Annotated in this window: 18 protein-coding genes; 10 read left to right on the plus strand and 8 right to left on the minus strand. The window is 72.0% G+C overall.

The window, feature by feature from the left end:
- Nucleotides 1–177 precede the first annotated feature (177 nt).
- Nucleotides 178–798 carry a TetR/AcrR family transcriptional regulator gene (locus tag ABZW03_RS09290; RefSeq protein ID WP_355254232.1) on the minus strand — a complete coding sequence of 207 codons (621 nt, stop codon included), beginning with the start codon at nt 796–798 and terminating at the stop codon, nt 178–180.
- A 99-nt stretch (nt 799–897) separates the two neighbouring features.
- Here ABZW03_RS09290 and ABZW03_RS09295 point away from each other — a divergent pair, with 99 nt between their 5' ends.
- Both ABZW03_RS09295 and hutH read left to right on the plus strand, forming a co-directional pair.
- Nucleotides 898–2,088 carry a macrolide family glycosyltransferase gene (locus tag ABZW03_RS09295; RefSeq protein ID WP_355254234.1) on the plus strand — a complete coding sequence of 397 codons (1,191 nt, stop codon included), beginning with the start codon at nt 898–900 and terminating at the stop codon, nt 2,086–2,088.
- Between the two features lie 120 nt (nt 2,089–2,208).
- On the plus strand, nt 2,209–3,786 hold the full coding sequence (hutH, locus tag ABZW03_RS09300) for a histidine ammonia-lyase (protein WP_355254236.1): 1,578 nt from the start codon (nt 2,209–2,211) through the stop codon (nt 3,784–3,786).
- A 28-nt stretch (nt 3,787–3,814) separates the two neighbouring features.
- Here hutH and ABZW03_RS09305 read toward each other — a convergent pair whose 3' ends face one another.
- Entirely contained in the window at nt 3,815–4,243 is a 429-nt protein-coding gene (locus tag ABZW03_RS09305; protein WP_355254238.1) for a hypothetical protein, read from the minus strand.
- Between the two features lie 221 nt (nt 4,244–4,464).
- Between ABZW03_RS09305 and ABZW03_RS09310 the strand changes: the two genes are divergently transcribed.
- Complete coding sequence (locus tag ABZW03_RS09310; protein WP_355254240.1) at nt 4,465–5,334, plus strand: MurR/RpiR family transcriptional regulator; 870 nt, start codon at nt 4,465–4,467, stop codon at nt 5,332–5,334.
- Nucleotides 5,335–5,407: 73 nt separating this feature from the next.
- On the plus strand, nt 5,408–5,728 hold the full coding sequence (locus ABZW03_RS09315) for a hypothetical protein (protein WP_355254242.1): 321 nt from the start codon (nt 5,408–5,410) through the stop codon (nt 5,726–5,728).
- 1 nt (nt 5,729) lies between these two features.
- Here the strand turns inward: ABZW03_RS09315 and ABZW03_RS09320 are convergent, their stop codons facing one another.
- Nucleotides 5,730–6,263, minus strand: coding sequence for a Uma2 family endonuclease (locus ABZW03_RS09320; protein ID WP_355254244.1), 534 nt, complete (start codon nt 6,261–6,263; stop codon nt 5,730–5,732).
- A 222-nt stretch (nt 6,264–6,485) separates the two neighbouring features.
- Here ABZW03_RS09320 and hutU point away from each other — a divergent pair, with 222 nt between their 5' ends.
- From hutU to hutI, 4 genes are read left to right on the plus strand one after another with little or no spacing between them, the layout of a single operon-like run.
- Nucleotides 6,486–8,156 carry a urocanate hydratase gene (gene hutU, locus ABZW03_RS09325; RefSeq protein ID WP_355254246.1) on the plus strand — a complete coding sequence of 557 codons (1,671 nt, stop codon included), beginning with the start codon at nt 6,486–6,488 and terminating at the stop codon, nt 8,154–8,156.
- A gap of 17 nt (nt 8,157–8,173) precedes the next feature.
- A complete protein-coding gene (locus tag ABZW03_RS09330) occupies nt 8,174–9,355 on the plus strand; it encodes an allantoate amidohydrolase (protein WP_355254293.1) in 1,182 nt (393 codons plus the stop codon).
- A complete protein-coding gene (locus ABZW03_RS09335; RefSeq protein ID WP_355254248.1) occupies nt 9,346–10,704 on the plus strand; it encodes a formimidoylglutamate deiminase in 1,359 nt (452 codons plus the stop codon). The genes ABZW03_RS09330 and ABZW03_RS09335 overlap by 10 nt, the downstream gene beginning before the upstream one ends.
- Before the next feature lie 31 nt (nt 10,705–10,735).
- On the plus strand, nt 10,736–11,902 hold the full coding sequence (gene hutI, locus ABZW03_RS09340) for an imidazolonepropionase (protein ID WP_355254250.1): 1,167 nt from the start codon (nt 10,736–10,738) through the stop codon (nt 11,900–11,902).
- 54 nt (nt 11,903–11,956) lie between these two features.
- Here the strand turns inward: hutI and ABZW03_RS09345 are convergent, their stop codons facing one another.
- On the minus strand, nt 11,957–12,157 hold the full coding sequence (locus ABZW03_RS09345; protein ID WP_355254252.1) for a DUF397 domain-containing protein: 201 nt from the start codon (nt 12,155–12,157) through the stop codon (nt 11,957–11,959).
- Nucleotides 12,150–13,013 (minus strand): helix-turn-helix transcriptional regulator, encoded by an 864-nt coding sequence (locus ABZW03_RS09350; protein ID WP_355254254.1) that lies wholly within the window; start codon nt 13,011–13,013, stop codon nt 12,150–12,152. The genes ABZW03_RS09345 and ABZW03_RS09350 overlap by 8 nt, the downstream gene beginning before the upstream one ends.
- 282 nt (nt 13,014–13,295) lie before the next feature.
- Between ABZW03_RS09350 and ABZW03_RS09355 the strand changes: the two genes are divergently transcribed.
- Both ABZW03_RS09355 and ABZW03_RS09360 read left to right on the plus strand, forming a co-directional pair.
- Nucleotides 13,296–13,658, plus strand: a complete 363-nt coding sequence (locus ABZW03_RS09355) for an ATP-binding protein (RefSeq protein ID WP_355254256.1) — start codon at nt 13,296–13,298, stop codon at nt 13,656–13,658.
- Nucleotides 13,655–13,906 (plus strand): hypothetical protein, encoded by a 252-nt coding sequence (locus ABZW03_RS09360; RefSeq protein WP_355254258.1) that lies wholly within the window; start codon nt 13,655–13,657, stop codon nt 13,904–13,906. Before ABZW03_RS09355 ends, ABZW03_RS09360 begins: the two co-directional genes overlap by 4 nt.
- 173 nt (nt 13,907–14,079) lie before the next feature.
- On the opposite strand, the gene ABZW03_RS09365 is transcribed toward ABZW03_RS09360, so the two are convergent.
- The 3 genes from ABZW03_RS09365 to ABZW03_RS09375 are packed head-to-tail and all read right to left on the minus strand — an operon-like array spanning nt 14,080 to nt 15,684.
- Nucleotides 14,080–14,928, minus strand: coding sequence for a helix-turn-helix transcriptional regulator (locus tag ABZW03_RS09365; protein ID WP_355254260.1), 849 nt, complete (start codon nt 14,926–14,928; stop codon nt 14,080–14,082).
- A gap of 14 nt (nt 14,929–14,942) precedes the next feature.
- Nucleotides 14,943–15,458 carry a DUF6879 family protein gene (locus tag ABZW03_RS09370; protein WP_355254262.1) on the minus strand — a complete coding sequence of 172 codons (516 nt, stop codon included), beginning with the start codon at nt 15,456–15,458 and terminating at the stop codon, nt 14,943–14,945.
- Nucleotides 15,430–15,684 (minus strand): hypothetical protein, encoded by a 255-nt coding sequence (locus ABZW03_RS09375; RefSeq protein ID WP_355254264.1) that lies wholly within the window; start codon nt 15,682–15,684, stop codon nt 15,430–15,432. The genes ABZW03_RS09370 and ABZW03_RS09375 overlap by 29 nt, the downstream gene beginning before the upstream one ends.
- Nucleotides 15,685–15,986: the final 302 nt, after the last annotated feature.

The raw sequence follows: 15,986 nt of genomic DNA on the forward strand, positions 1-15,986 counted from the left end.
TGCTTGTTAATTCCCCACACAAAACCCCCCCCCTAAAACCCGCCAACGCATCACAGCGTGCAGTTGATCAATTACCCAACACTTTCTGAGCCGGGGGCCTCGCGCCGGGGCCGGGCGGGGTGGTGGAAGGTGGGGCGACGGTCTTTCGGGAGGACGGTGGTTCGGCCGTGGTCCGGCTCAGGCGCCGGAACCGCCGCTGACCGCGGGCGGGTTGAGGGCGCGGACGGCGGCGTCGACCAGGCGGTCGGCGTGCTCGTGGGTGAGCGGGCCGAGCCGGTACTGCCAGCGGTAGTTGAGCGGGCCGTAGAAGAGCTCGATCGCCAGGTCGAGGTCGGCGTCGGGGGCGATCTGGCCGGCCTCGCGGGCGCTGCGGAGGCGGTCGCGGGTGACCTCCAGCAGCGGGTCCAGCAGGCGGGTGCGGTACTCGGCGTGCAGCGCGGGGTCGTTGAGGATCTCGCCGACGAGCGCGCGGTAGGTGCGGTCGGCGCCCGGGTCGGCGAGTTCGTCGCTGGTGGGGCGCAGGACGGCGCGCAGGTCGGCGGTGAGGTCGCCGGTGTCGGGCAGGGCGAGGCTGCCCTCGTGCCGACTGGCGGCGAGGAAGGCGTCGAAGACGACGGCGCCCTTCGAGGGCCACCACCGGTAGATGGTCTGCTTGCCGACGCCGGCCCGGGCGGCGATCGCCTCGATGGTGACCTTGCCGTAGCCGATGTCGGCGACGAGTTCGGTGGCGGCGGCGAGGACGGCGGCGCGGGCGCGTTCGCTGCGGCGGGCGGGGTCGGGGGCGGTTCTGGAAGCCATGAAAAAAAGTCTATGCGAAACAGCGAGACGAGACGTATTGTCTTCTCATCACGACACGAGACGGACCGTCTCGTCTCAACCGCTCTCCCGGAGGTGCCCATGACCCGCCCCGCACACATCCTGATGGTCTCCATCCCGGCCCACGGGCACGTCAACCCCAGCCTCGCCGTGATCGCCGAGCTGGTCGCCCGGGGCCACCGGGTGAGCTACGTCAACGACGCCTCCTTCCGGGAGACCGTCGAGTCCACCGGCGCCGCCTTCGTCCCGTACCCGACGACGCTGCCGCTCGGCGACGACCCGAACAGCTGGACGGACGACCCGGTGGGGCTCCAGGAGCTGTTCCTGGAGGACGCGCTCGCGATGTGGCCCGTCCTGCTGGAGGCCTTCGCCGACGACCGGCCCGACCTGGTGCTCACCGACATCGCGGGCTTCGCCGGCCGGGCGCTGGGCGAGCGGCTGGGGGTGCCGGTGGTGCAGCTGTCGCCCACCTACGTCGGCTGGGAGGGCTTCGAGGAGGACCTGGCGGAGGTCTTCGAGTCGATCCGCAACGGGAAGGGCGGTGCCGAGTACTACCGCCGGTTCGCCGACTGGCTGGCCGAGGCCGGCGCGACCGAGCGGGACGTGGACGCCTTCAAGTCCCGCCCGCGGCGGGCGATCGCGCTCATTCCGCGCGCCCTGCAGCCCAACGCCGACCGGGTCGACGAGCAGCGCATCAGCTTCGTCGGGCCCTGCTTCGGCGACCGGGCCCACCAGGGGCGGTGGCAGCGGCCGGAGGGTGCCGAGAAGGTGCTGCTGGTCTCGCTGGGCTCGGCCTACACCAACCAGCCCGCCTTCTACCGGGCCTGCGTCCAGGCCTTCGGCGAGCTGCCGGGCTGGCACACCGTGCTGCAGGTCGGCAAGCACACCGACCTCGCCGACCTCGGCGAGGTGCCGGACACCGTCGAGGTGCACCGATGGGTGCCGCAGCTGTCGGTGCTCGCCCAGGCGGACGCCTTCGTCACCCACGCGGGCATGGGCGGCTCCAGCGAGGGCCTGTTCCACGCCGTGCCGATGATCGCGGTGCCGCAGGGCGTCGACCAGTTCGCCAACGCGGACGCCCTGGTGGCGCACGGTGTCGCCCGCCGGCTGGACACCGAGCAGGCCACCCCGGAGGCGCTGCGCGCGGCGCTGCTGGAGCTGGTCGGCGACCCGGCGGTGGCCGAGCGGCTGCGCGGGCTCTCCGCCGCCGGCCGCGCCGAGGGTGGCACCGCCCGGGCGGCCGACCTGATCGAGGCGGAACTCGTGAAGTAGGCCCGGTGGGGAGCGGTCGGGGGGCCGCGGCGTGCGGCGCCGGTCCGGAGGGCGGAGAATCCGGATGGCGAGCACCTGTTGTCATATCTTCATTCACCTGATGTGATGGTGTATATGGATATGCACAGTGCTGTGGCCCCCGACGCTCCGCTGGTCCTGGTCGGCAAGGCCGACGTCAGCGCCGAGGACGTCCTGGCCGTCGCCCGGGGCAACGCCCGGGTCGAGATCGGTCCCGACGCGCTGGCCGAGATGGCGGCCGCCCGTGCGCGGATCGACGCCCTCGCGGCCGAGCCGCGCCCCGTCTACGGCGTGTCGACCGGCTTCGGCGCGCTCGCCGTGCGCCACATCAGCCCCGAGCTGCGCGCCCAGCTGCAGCGCTCGCTGGTGCGCTCGCACGCCGCCGGCATGGGGCCGGTGGTCGAGCGCGAGGTGGTCCGCGCGCTGATGTTCCTGCGGATGAAGACGCTGGCCTCCGGCCGTACCGGCGTCCGGCCGCTGGTCGCGCAGACCATGGCCGCCCTGCTCAACGCCGGCATCACCCCGGTGGTGCGGGAGTTCGGCTCGCTCGGCTGCTCCGGCGACCTCGCACCGCTGTCGCACTGCGCCCTGGTCCTGATGGGCGAGGGCACCGCCACCGGCCCGGACGGCGTGGAGAAGCCCGTCGCCGAGCTGCTCGCCGCCGCCGGGATCGAGCCGGTCGAACTGCTGGAGAAGGAGGGCCTCGCCCTCATCAACGGCACCGACGGCATGCTCGGCATGCTGGTGATGGCCATCGCCGACCTCCAGCGGCTGTTCACCACCGCCGACATCACCGCCGCGATGAGCCTGGAGGCGCTGCTCGGCACCGAGAAGGTGCTCGCCCCCGAGCTGCACGCGCCGATCCGCCCGCACCCGGGCCAGGCGCTGAGCGCCGCCAACATGCTCGCCGTCCTCAAGGACTCCGGCCTCACCGGCCACCACCAGGACGACGCCCCGCGCGTCCAGGACGCCTACTCGATCCGCTGCGCCCCGCAGGTGGCCGGCGCCGGCCGGGACACCCTGGCGCACGCCCGGCTGGTCGCCTCGCGCGAGCTGGCCGCCTCGGTGGACAACCCGGTGGTGCTGCCGGACGGCCGGGTGGAGTCCAACGGCAACTTCCACGGCGCCCCGGTCGCGTACGTGCTGGACTTCCTCGCCATCGCCGCCGCCGACCTCGGCTCGATCTCCGAGCGCCGCACCGACCGGCTGCTCGACAAGGCCCGCTCGCACGGCCTGCCGGCCTTCCTGGCCGACGACCCGGGCGTGGACTCCGGCCTGATGATCGCCCAGTACACCCAGGCGGCGCTGGTCAGCGAGAACAAGCGGCTCGCCGTGCCGGCCTCGGTCGACTCGATCCCGTCCTCCGCGATGCAGGAGGACCACGTGTCGATGGGCTGGTCGGCCGCGCGCAAGCTGCGCCAGGCGGTGGCCAACCTCGGCCGCATCCTGGCCGTCGAACTCACCGCGTCCGCCCGCGCGCTGGAGATCCGTCAGCAGGCCGACGGGGCGGGCGGGCTCGCCCCGGCCACCGCGGCCGCGCTGGCCGCCGCCCGGGAGGCGGGGGTCGGCGGCGCCGGCCGCGACCGCTTCCTCTCGCCGGACCTGGAGGCGGCCGCCGAGCTGGTCGCCTCCGGCGAGCTGGTGCGCGCGGTCGAGCGGGTCACCGGCCCGCTGGCCTGAGCCGGCGGCGCCGCGGGGTGACGGGGGCTCAGTCCCAGTCGCTCCGCGGCGCGCGCTCGCCGCGGCCCCCGCGGTTGCGCAGCTCGCCCAGGGCGGCGGCCAGGTTGACCCCGACGATGCCCGCCCAGCAGACCACCAGGCCGGCGAAGCCGCCGCTCTCGGGGCTGCCCGCGATCGCCGTCAGCGGGACGCCGATGACCAGCGAGGTCACCGCGAGTCCGGTGCTGGAGCGCCGGCCGAAGCCCGTCCGGCGTTGGTGGCCCCGGTCGTGGCGGGACCGCGGCTCGTCGTCGTCCATCCGCTCGGCGACCGACCGCTCGACCCGGGCGTTGATGCGGGCGTCGAGCCGCTTCATGAAGGAGTCGACGAGTGCGTCCTCGTACTCCTTCCCGAGCTCCTTGCGGGCCTGGAGGGTGGCGTCGAGGTCGCGCCGCAGTTCGTCCTGACGAGTGTCCATGGATCCAGAGTGGGGCCGCCGGGGCGTCCGGTCCATCCGTTCGCGGGAGGAATCCGGGCGGGCTCAGGGACAAATCAGGGTTGCCCGGCCCCGGCGGGGCCCGGCTCCGTTCCCCCGCGGGGCGTCTCACCCGACGTCCCGCCGTACGAGACGTCTTTGCCAGGTGCGGCCCGCTCCTGCACAGTCGTCGTCCGAACCCCTCGCACCCGGAGGTACCGCTGATGACCGCCACCGACGAGACCGGCAGCGTCGGCCCCTCCGCCCGGCTGCTCCAGCTGTTCGAGGGGCACCGGCTGACGCCGACCCAGCGCCGGATCGCGCACTCGCTGGTGCGGCACGCCACCGAGGCGCCGTTCCTGTCCAGCGTGGAGGTCGCCGAACTCGCGGGCGTCAGCCAGCCGTCCGTCACCCGCTTCGCGGTCGCGCTCGGGTACGACGGCTACCCGGCGCTGCGCAAGCAGCTGCGCGAGCTCGGCGGCGGCGAACCGGCCGCGCCGGAGACCCCGGACGACGCGGTGCGCAACGAGCACCAGCAGGCCGTGCTCGCCGAGATCGCGCACCTGCGCCACCTCGCCGAACTCCTCGCCGACCCGGAGCCGATCACCCGGGCCGCCCGGCTGCTCGCCGCCTCCCGGCCGCTGCCGGTGCTCGGGCTGCGGGCCGCCTCGGCGCAGGCCCGCGGCTTCGCCTACTTCGCGTCCAAGGTGCACCCGGACGTCCGGCTGCTGGACGAGGGCGGCAGCATGCTCGCCGACCGGCTGGAGCAGGCCCGGGCGGCCGGGGCCAGTGCGCTGCTCTGCTTCGCGCTGCCGCGCTACCCGCGGGAGCTGATGGACGCGCTGACGGTGGCCCGGGAGTGCGGGCTGACGGTGCTCACCGTGGCCGACAGCGCCTTCGCCCCGGTCGCCAAGCTGTCCGACCTGATGCTGCCGGCCGCCGTCGGCACCGGGCTGGTCTTCGACACCGCGTGCGCGCCGATGATGCTCGGCCGGGTGCTGCTGCAGTCCATGTGCGACGAACTCCCGGGTGCGGAGGCCCGGTTGGAGGCGATCGAGCAGTCGGCGGCGGCGCGCGGGCTGTTCCTGGAATAAGCACAGTTCGGAGCGGCGGCGGGGGAGTACTCGGGACGAACCCGGGCATCCCCTACGGCAGGGGGTGCCGCCCATGCGCGTGATCCACGAGATGAAGTTCGTCGCCCGGCTGTCCTCGGGCGCCGACGAATGGTCCTGCCCCGCCTGCGGACGCCGCGTCACCCTGCGGCGCCTGCCCGAACCCGAACTGACCGTCCTCGACCCGGGCGACGAGTCGGCCGTCCACGTCGGCGTCATCGAGCCCGACGCCCGCGCGGCCGCGGCCGCCGAGAAGTACGGCCTCGGCCCCGTCCAGAACATCCCCCGCCCACCGTCCCCACCCGCCCCCGACGCCGCCGACCGCCGCTGGCTCGCCGAGATCGGCATCGACTGGGACGGCGACGCGGCGGCCTGACTCAGCGGCGCGGGGCGTAGACCGGAAGGCCGGAGGTGTCCAGCTCGGCGGGCAGCGGCGCGGGCAGCGGAACGGCCTCGCCGTACTTGCCGTGCAGGACGCCCTGGTAGGCGCCGTCGCGCGGGTGGGTGTGGAGCGTCCAGGTGCCGTTGCGCGGGTCGACCGCGAGGAGGACCGGCACGCCTGCGACCGCGTACCAGCTGGTCTTGGCGGAGATAAGGCTGACCCGCTCGGATGTCGAAATGACCTCCACTGCCAGTTCGACGTCGTGGGGGTCAGCCAGCCACTCGTCGTCGTCCTCCCAGTCGCGCGGCAGGACGACGAGGTCGGGTGTCGCGTAGTCCTCCGCGTTGTCGGGCATGGTGATCGACGAGACCTCGTAGGCGCCCAGGGTGTCGGGTAGCCCGGCGTCGAGCTGGCGGGACAGGCGCTTGGTGGTCCCCGCGTGCTTGCCGCGGGGCGTCGGGGACATCACCAGGTTTCCTCCGATGATCTGGACGCGCATTCCTGTGCGCTGCTCGATCTCCTCCGCCATATCCCGGAGTCTGCCGGGCCGCACGGTGAGGGCCGTCATCGTGTCCTCCGCTCCCTGGAAACTGGGCCGAGTGGCTGGTGTTCGCCGGGTTCAGGCTAGCGCGCCAAGTCGGCCGGTGCCGTGGCTGATCGGATGGTTCGGGGGTCTGGTCGAAAGCCGACTGTTTAGTTATATTCAACCGGACCGAAGGTGAATGAATCCATCCGCAGAGAGGCCGGGACTATGGTGCAGCAGCAGGCGAGCGGGCCGCGCGAGGTGCGCGCGGCGCGTGGGACGGGGCTGACAGCGCAGGGGTGGCAGCAGGAGGCGGCCCTGCGGATGCTGATGAACAACCTCGATCCGGAGGTGGCCGAGCACCCGTCGAAGCTGGTGGTGTACGGCGGCACCGGCAAGGCGGCGCGCGACTGGCGGTCCTTCGACGCCATGGTGCGGACGCTGGAGGGGCTGAAGCAGGACGAGACCATGCTGGTCCAGTCCGGCCGCCCGGTCGGCGTGATGCAGACCCACGAGTGGGCGCCGCGGGTGCTGATCGCCAACTCCAACCTGGTCGGCGACTGGGCCAACTGGGAGGAGTTCCGCCGGCTGGAGAGCCTCGGGCTCACCATGTACGGCCAGATGACCGCCGGCTCCTGGATCTACATCGGCACCCAGGGCATCCTCCAGGGCACCTACGAGACCTTCGCCGCCGTCGCCAACAAGCGGTACGACGGCTCGCTGGAGGGCACCATCACCCTCACCGCCGGCCTCGGCGGGATGGGCGGCGCCCAGCCGCTGGCCGTCACCATGAACGGCGGCGTGGCGATCTGCATCGACTGCGACCCGTCCCGCATCTCCCGCCGGATCGAGCACCGCTACCTGGACGTCGAGGCCAAGGACCTCTCCCACGCGCTGGAGCTCGCCACCGCCGCCCGCGACAGGAAGCAGCCGCTTTCCATCGGCGTGCTGGGCAACGCCGCCGAGCTGGTCCCGCAGCTGCTCGCGATGGACGCGCCGATCGACATCGTCACCGACCAGACCAGCGCCCACGACCCGCTGAGCTACCTTCCGGTGGGTGTCGCTTTTGAAGACATGGCGGACATGGCCGCGGCCAAGCCCGCCGAGTTCACCCAGCGTGCCCGCGAGTCGATGGCCCGGCACGTCGAGGCGATGGTCGGCTTCCTGGACCGCGGCGCCGAGGTCTTCGACTACGGCAACTCGATCCGCGGCGAGGCCCAACTGGCGGGATACGACCGGGCGTTCGCCTTCCCGGGCTTCGTCCCGGCGTACATCCGCCCGCTGTTCTGCGAGGGCAAGGGCCCGTTCCGCTGGGCGGCGCTGTCCGGCGACCCGCAGGACATCCACAAGACCGACAAGGCCGTGCTCGACCTCTTCCCGGAGAACGAGTCGCTGCACCGCTGGATCAGGATGGCCCAGGAGAAGGTGCACTTCCAGGGCCTGCCCGCGCGCATCTGCTGGCTCGGCTACGGCGAGCGCGACAAGGCCGGCGAGCGCTTCAACGACATGGTCGCCTCCGGCGAGCTGTCCGCCCCGATCGTGATCGGCCGCGACCACCTGGACTGCGGCTCGGTCGCCTCCCCGTACCGGGAGACCGAGGCGATGCTGGACGGCTCCGACGCGATCGCCGACTGGCCGCTGCTCAACGCCATGGTCAACGTGGCCTCCGGCGCCTCCTGGGTCTCCATCCACCACGGCGGCGGCGTCGGCATCGGCCGCTCGATCCACGCCGGACAGGTCACCGTCGCCGACGGCACCGCGCTGGCCGGGGAGAAGATCCGCCGGGTGCTCACCAACGACCCGGGCATGGGCGTCATCCGGCACGTGGACGCCGGCTACGACCGGGCCACCGAGGTCGCGGGCGAGCGCGGGGTGCGCGTTCCGATGGGCGAGCTGTGACCTCCGGCTTCGAGGAGATGTGGGCGGAGCTGCTCCCCGTGGGCCGCTCCGCCGCGTCCGGCGGCTACCGCCGCTTCGCCTGGAACTCCGCCGACGCCGAGTGCCGCGCCTGGTTCGAGCAGCAGGCCCGCAGCCGCGGCCTGACGTACGAGCTGGACCGCAACGGCAACCAGTGGGCCTGGCTGGGCGACCCGAACGGGCCGGGGGCGGTCGTCACAGGCTCGCACCTGGACTCCGTCCCGGACGGCGGCGCCTTCGACGGCCCGCTCGGCGTGGTCTCCTCCTTCGCCGCGCTGGACGAACTGCGCTCCCGCGGCGCCGGGTTCACCAAGCCCCTGGCGATCGTCAACTTCGGCGACGAGGAGGGCGCCCGGTTCGGCGTGGCCTGCATCGGCTCCCGGCTGACCGCCGGGGTGCTGTCGCCGGAGCAGGCGTACGAGCTGCGCGACGCCGACGGCGTCCGGCTGCCCGACGCGATGGAGCGGGCCGGCTACGACCCGACCGCGATCGGCGCGGACGACGACCGGCTGGCCCGGATCGGTGCCTTCGTCGAACTCCACGTCGAGCAGGGCCGCTGCCTCGCCGAGGGGCAGCCGGTCGGCGTGGCCGGCGCGATCTGGCCGCACGGCCGCTGGCGGTTCGACTTCCACGGCGAGGCCAACCACGCCGGCACCACCCGGATCGAGGACCGCCGCGACCCGATGCTGACCTACGCCAACACCGTGCTGGCGGCCCGCAAGAAGGCGAAGCTGGCGGGCGCGCTGGCCACCTTCGGCAAGGTCGCGGTCGAGCCCAACGGCACCAACGCGATCGCCTCGCTGGTGCGCGGCTGGCTGGACTCCCGGGCGGCCGACGAGCGCACCCTCACCGCGCTGGTCGCCGAGATCGAGCGGGCGGCGGCCGAGCGCGGCGAGCGCGACGGCGTCCGGGTCGAGCTGACCCGCGAGTCCTACACCCCGGTGGTGGACTTCGACGGGCCGCTGCGCGACCGGCTGGCCAAGCTGCTGGACGCCCCGGTGCTGCCCACCGGCGCGGGACACGACGCGGGCATCCTGGCCTCCGCGATCCCGACCGCCATGCTGTTCGTGCGCAACCCCACCGGCGTCTCGCACTCCCCGGCCGAGCACGCCGAGCAGGCCGACTGCCTGGCCGGGGTCGCCGCCCTCGCCGACGTACTGGAGGACCTGGCGTGTCAGTGACCCCCGCGACGTACTGGGCGCAGTACGCCTGGCTGCCGCACGACAACGGGCCGGTGGTCGAGCAGGACGTGCTGATCACCACCGGCCCCGGCGGGACGATCACCGCCGTCACCCCGGACAGCGGGCCCTGCCCGCCGGACGCCGTCCGGCTCGACGGGCTGCTGCTGCCCGGCCAGGCGAACGCCCACTCGCACGCCTTCCACCGGGCGCTGCGCGGGCACGTCCAGGTCGGCTCCGGCACCTTCTGGACCTGGCGCGACACCATGTACCGGTTCGCCGGCGCGCTGGACCCGGACCGCTACCTGGAGCTCGCCACCGCCGTCTACGCCGAGATGGCGCTGGCCGGCGTCACCGCCGTCGGCGAGTTCCACTACCTGCACCACGCGCCCGGCGGTGCCCGGTACACCGACCCGAACGCGATGGGCGAGGCGCTGATCGAGGCCGCCGCCCGGGCCGGCATCCGGATCACCCTGCTGGACACCTGCTACCTCTCCGCCGGCTTCGGTGCCGAGCCGACCAGGCCGCAGCAGCGGTTCAGCGACGGCGACGCGGACGCCTGGGCGGCCAGGGCGGACGCGCTCAAGCCGCGCGAGCACGCCCGGATCGGCGCCGCGATCCACTCGGTGCGGGCCGTCCCGGCCGATCAGCTGGGCACCGTCGCGCACTGGGCGTCGATGCGCAAGGCGCCGCTGCACGTCCACCTGTCCGAGCAGACCGCCGAGAACGACGCCTGCCTGGCCGCGCACGGCGTCACCCCGACCCGGCTGCTCGCCGACCACGGCGCGCTCGGCCCGCGCACCTCGGCCGTGCACGCCACCCACCTGACCGACGAGGACGTCCGGCTGCTCACCGACTCCTCCACCACGGTCTGCATGTGCCCCACCACCGAGCGGGACCTCGCGGACGGCATCGGCCCGGCCCGCCGGCTCGCCTCGGCGGGCTCCCCGATCACCCTAGGCAGCGACAGCCACGCGGTGATCGACCCGTTCGAGGAGGCCCGCGCGCTGGAGCTGGACGAGCGGCTGCGCACCCGGACCCGCGGGCACTGGACGGCCAACGCGCTGCTGCGGGCGGGCACCGAGGACGGGCACGCCTCGCTCGGCTGGCCGGAGGCCGGACGGGTCGAGGCCGGGGCGCTCGCCGACTTCACGGTGATCGCGCTGGACACCGTCCGGACGGCCGGACCGCCGCCCCGGCTCGGTGCCGAGATCGCGGTCTTCGCGGCCTCGGCGGCGGACGTGCGGCACGTGGTGGTCGGCGGCCGGCACGTCGTCCGGGACGGCGCGCACCTGCTGGTGGCCGACGTGCCGGGCGCGCTGCGGCGCTCGATCAGCGCGCTGAGCTGCTGACCCTTCCCACCTTCCTTCGAGAGGCCTTGTCTTGAGCACCCTGATCACGGGCATCGGCAGCCTGGTCACCAACGACCCCGGGCAGGGCGCCGGGCCGCTCGGCCTGCTGACCGACGCGGCCGTGGTGGTCGACGGCGGCACCGTCGCCTGGGTCGGCCCGGCGGCCGGCGCCCCGGCGGCGGACGAGCGCGTCGACGCCGCCGGCCGGGCCCTGCTGCCCGGCTTCGTCGACTCGCACGCCCACCTGGTGTTCGCGGGCGACCGCACCGCCGAGTTCAACGCCCGGATGTCCGGCCAGTCGTACTCGGCGGGCGGCATCCGGACCACGGTGGCGGCCACCCGGGCGGCCAGCGACGCCGAACTGGACGCCAACCTGGCCCGGTTCGTCCGGGAGGCGGTCCGCCAGGGCACCACCACCATCGAGTGCAAGTCCGGCTACGGGCTGACGGTCGAGGACGAGGCGCGCGCCCTGCGGATCGCCGCCGAGTACACCCCGGAGACCACCTACCTGGGCGCCCACGTGGTCGCCCCCGAGTACGCCGAGGACCCGGCCGGGTACGTCGACCTGGTCACCGGCGAGATGCTGGACGCCTGCGCCCCGCACGCCCGCTGGGTGGACGTGTTCTGCGAGCAGGGCGCCTTCGACGGGGACCAGGCGCGGGCGGTGCTGACCGCCGGCATCGAGCGCGGCCTCACCCCCCGGGTGCACGCCAACCAGCTCTCGTACGGGCCCGGCGTGCAGCTGGCCGTCGAGCTGGGGGCCGCCTCGGCGGACCACTGCACCCACCTGACGGACGAGGACGTGGCGGCGCTGGCGGGCTCGGCGACGGTGGCGACCCTGCTGCCGGGGGCGGAGTTCTCCACCCGGGCCGCGTACCCGAGCGGGCGCCGGCTGCTGGACGCGGGGGCGGTGGTGGCGCTCTCGACGGACTGCAACCCGGGCTCCAGCTTCACCAGCTCGATGGCGTTCTGCATCGCGGTCGCGGTGCGCGAGATGGGGATGACCCCGGACGAGGCCGTCTGGGCAGCGACGGCGGGCGGCGCCCACGCGCTGCGGCGCACCGACGTCGGCACGGTCGCGGTCGGCGCCCGCGCGGACCTCCTCCTGCTGGACGCGCCGTCGCACGTGCACCTGGCGTACCGCCCGGGCGTGCCGCTGACTGCGGCGGTCTGGCGGGCGGGGGTCCGGGAGATCTGAGCGGTGGGTTCACGTCGCCCCGTCGAGCTGATGCTCGACGGGGCGACGGGCTGCTCAGGGGTTGGTGGTGAGGTGGTCGAACTCGCCCGCCTTGGCGCCTTGGAGGAAGGTGGCGAACTTGAGGTGGGTGGAGCGGACGATGACGTCACCCTCGTCGGACTCGCGGAGCTCGATCGTCCCTTCAAGTGCGCGCACCTCGACGCAGTTGCTGGATCCTTCGCTGAAGCTGGACTTCTGCCACTCGGAGCTATTCATACCTGTCGTTCAGTTCCTTCATGATCGAGCGAATGTAATCTCGCGACTCGTTCTCCGGGAGCGCGACGGCTTCGATGTGCTCAAAGATTGCGCGATAGCCCGCCAGTTGGGCGGGCGAGTCGAAGATGTGGGAGCCGTGGGATGAGTCTGCCTGGACCGTATCCAGCTCCGACACCGGCCCCTCCGCGTAGACCAGGTTCTCACTGGGGCCAGGGAAGTCGGCCGTATCGAACGGTACGACTCGCAGCGAGACTCCCGGAAGCTCGGAGTCCTCGAGGAGGGAACCAAGCTGTTCCCTGAGTACTTTGGGGCCGCCGTACTGAATTCGCAGTGCTGCCTCGTGGACCAGTGCAACGTACGGCGTTTCACCGGACCGAATGGCTTGCTGCCTCCGTAGGCGGAACCTCACCCTGCGATCGACCTCGCGATCGGGGAGAGGGGTGAAACCTCTCGCGAACACGGCGGTGGCATAGGGGGCCGTCTGAAGCTGCCCTGGGATGATGCCGATGTTGAAGCTCTTGAGTCTCTTCGCGTGTCCCTCCATTTCCGCCACATCGATGGGGGCGGTTGTGAGGGCGTCGCGATACTCATCCCACCAGGCCCTATCCCGCTCCCTGGCCATCCCGGCGAGCGCTTCGACCAAGGGAGCGTTGGCGCACATGCAAGCCTCCGCGATCTCGTGCAGGCGCTCTACGCTGACGGCGGACTTCCCGTTCTCCATCTGCGTCACCAGAGCTGGAGTCACACCGAGTAAGCGGGCGAGATGGCTGCCTGCGATGCCGGCCTGCTCTCGCATCCTCCGCAGTTCAGCGCCGAGTCGACGCTGGCGAAGGGTCGGGTTCTGGCGGTTGGCCATGGCTTCCTTTCTGCCGGTACAGGCGCCAGTCTGCCGTGGCGCGCGCAGGGGTGGCCATCCCGGGGATGACTCCATCGGGGGAACCTTCGCGCATCGGGCTTAACGTTAAGCTCCCATGCGCTATCGTCGTTCTCAGTCAGATCCGACGGATCGTCAGTAACGCCTGTAATTCGGGCAGTAGGCGCCTGCTGCCCGCGCACCGAAGAGCAACCGCCGCCCCGGTCTGGCTCACGGCGACGACCGTCATCCCCCTCCTCACACCACAGCCTCACGGAGGTTCCCGTGTGCACCCGTAACACCCCCTCGCTCACCCTCACCCGGCAGGCCCTGCGGGACGCCATGACCCGCAGCGACTGGGACACCGAGGCCATCTTCAACGCCGAACTCGCCCTCTGCGAGCTCATCGTCAACGCCTGGCGGCACGGCGACACCCCCGCGCCCGTCGTCTGGTTCTCCATCCGCGACCGCACCCTCCGGGTCACCGTCTCCGACGAGAGCGACGCCCTCCCCCGGCTGCGAACGTCCTCCGACCTCGCCGAGACCGGTCGGGGCCTCCAGCTCGTGGAGGGCCTCACCCACCGCTGGGGCGTCGACCCGCAGAAGCGCGGCAAAACCACCTGGTACGAGCTGGACTTCCTCGCGTGACCCGCGACCCCGTCGCGCCGGACGACCCCCGGATGAGCGACTACACCGCGCCCCAGATCACGGCCCTGCTCGGCGAGTTGCACCGACGCGGCATGCCGCACGGGCTCCTCTGGGGCTCCGCCTCGCCCGGCGAGACGACCCTCGACGGCCGCATCCTGGTCGACTTCGGCAACGCGCCGGTCAGCACTCTGCTCAACCTCCTCCACCTGCTCCGCGACCTGGAGCGCGACGAGGCGTGGCGCCGGTGAGGTTCTTCGTCGGCGCGACCCTCCTCGCCCTGCCCGCCCTCGCGACCCTCGGGATGCCCCGCCCCGAGGGCCGCGACGAGCAGCACTGAAACACGCGAAGGCCCTCGCCCACCCAGGGCGAGGGCCTCGCGGGTGCCCGTGCGACCTGCGTAGCCATGTGGCGCCCCCGCTGATCAATCCAGGTAAGCCAAGGCTCCCGCTATCAGTGAGCGCGCTGTTGCGCCCCGCACTGCCCCTTGCGAGAGCCGATCAAAGGCGCGGGCATACAGGTCGACCTGGCTGGGCTGTGTGAGCGTCGAGGCAGCATCCAGCGTGTCCGCGTGGACCCTGGTGTCATCGAAGATCGTGAAGGTCGGCATGGGCCACACAGTCCGTTGTGCCACGAACGGGACGATGCCCACGGCGACGTTCGGGAGATCCATAACTCCGAGCAGATGGCCGAGCTGCGCCGCCATCGTGTCCGCGCTGCACACGCGGTACCGCAGCACGGACTCCTCCAGCACGAAGGAGAACCGGTGTGCGCCGTTGTTCAGTACCGCGTTGCGCTTCATGCGGGCCGCCACGGCGTCACTCACGTCGTTCGGGGTTCCCCGGAAGTCCGCGATGCACGACAGCAAAGCGGCGGCGTACCCGGGTGTTTGGAGGAATCCGGGGATCACGTCGGAGACGTAGACCCGGAACACTTTGGTCTGCTGGTACAGATCGACGGTCGACTCTTGCAGGCGACGAAGCCCACTTCGCTGGAGTCGTCGCCACTGGACATGAGCGTCGGCGGACTGCCGGTTTGCGGCGATCAAGTCGGGGACTTGATCGCCGGCGTCACAGGCTCGGCACCAGGCCCTGATGTCGGCATCGGAGGGAGGCGTCTTGGCATTCTCGATCCGGGACGACTTCGATTCCGACCAGCCGCACCTGGCGGCCAGCTCCCGCCCGCTGATCCCTGCGTCCTTCCGAATCTCGCTCAGCCGACTGGCTAGGGCTTCGCGAGCCTTCTGGACGCTTGTGGAGGGGTGCGCGGGCATGGAGCTGGCCTTCGTCAGATCTCGTACAGATGGTGCGGGATCGCGCGCTCCCAGACTGCTTCGAACGCGGTGGCGCACAGCTTCGCGGTTTCCGGGGCTGCCGTGATCTCGTCCTGGACCACCACGCCGTCCCCGGAGAAGTGGTGCACCCGAAGCAGCGCACCGTCGAACAGCCAGAAGTCGTTCCCCGGCAGGGGGATGTCCGTGGCCCGTCGCCGTGGCAGCCAGCGGACGTCCTCACCTGCCGTGACGTTGGCATGGGTGACGTAGTGCTCCCACCGGATGTACTCGGACACGGGCTCGGAGACCACCCGGGCTCGGCGAATGACCACACCCCGCGCGACGGTGTCCGTGATCAGCTGGTCATAGGGGTGCCACCAGGACTGCCGGTCATCCCAGTTGATCCGCTCACCGCGCCGCCAGGCCTCGAACCGCTCTGTCGGGGCGTACGAGTCCCGCAGCTCCAGATGGACGGCGGACCGCTGGCACTGCTCAAGCAGCTCAGCGAAGCTGGGCACGCTCGATGGCATCGCACGCCTCCCTGATCATGGGCACCATCCGGGCCGGAAGCCTGACGATGGCCTCATTGTCGGGTACCGGTCCGTTCGCGGGGCTGCTTTCCTCGCACTCCGCCCGGGTCTCGGGGCGCGGGTTCCACCCCTGGAAGAGGATCTCCTGAGCCTTCGGGTCCACCCACACGGTGGGGCAGTGGTCCCGGTCGGTGTTGGGGTCGATGCCAACGAACTCTACGGCCATGGCCGGCTCCCTGATCGAGGTGCTTGCTCGGGCTTGCACAAGCTTGTCTGAGTAGCAAATATGCAGTCAACCTCGCTATCTGGATGGGTAATTGGCGTGCAATCTCATGCAAGTTCATGGAGGTGGATGCCTCGCCATCCGTAACCTCGCCAGCATCGGCAAGGCGCGCGGCGGAGCCGGCGCGACCGAGAGAGAGGAACTCCAGCATGGGCAAGCACGGAGACGGCAAGGGCGGCGAGTCCGGGGACAAGAAGCAGTCCCCGAAGGAGTCGGACGGCCAGTGGACCAAGCCCGTCACCAAC

Origin of the sequence: Kitasatospora sp. NPDC004799 (genome assembly GCF_040609095.1) — a bacterium.
Taxonomy (GTDB): Bacteria; Actinomycetota; Actinomycetes; order Streptomycetales; family Streptomycetaceae; genus Kitasatospora.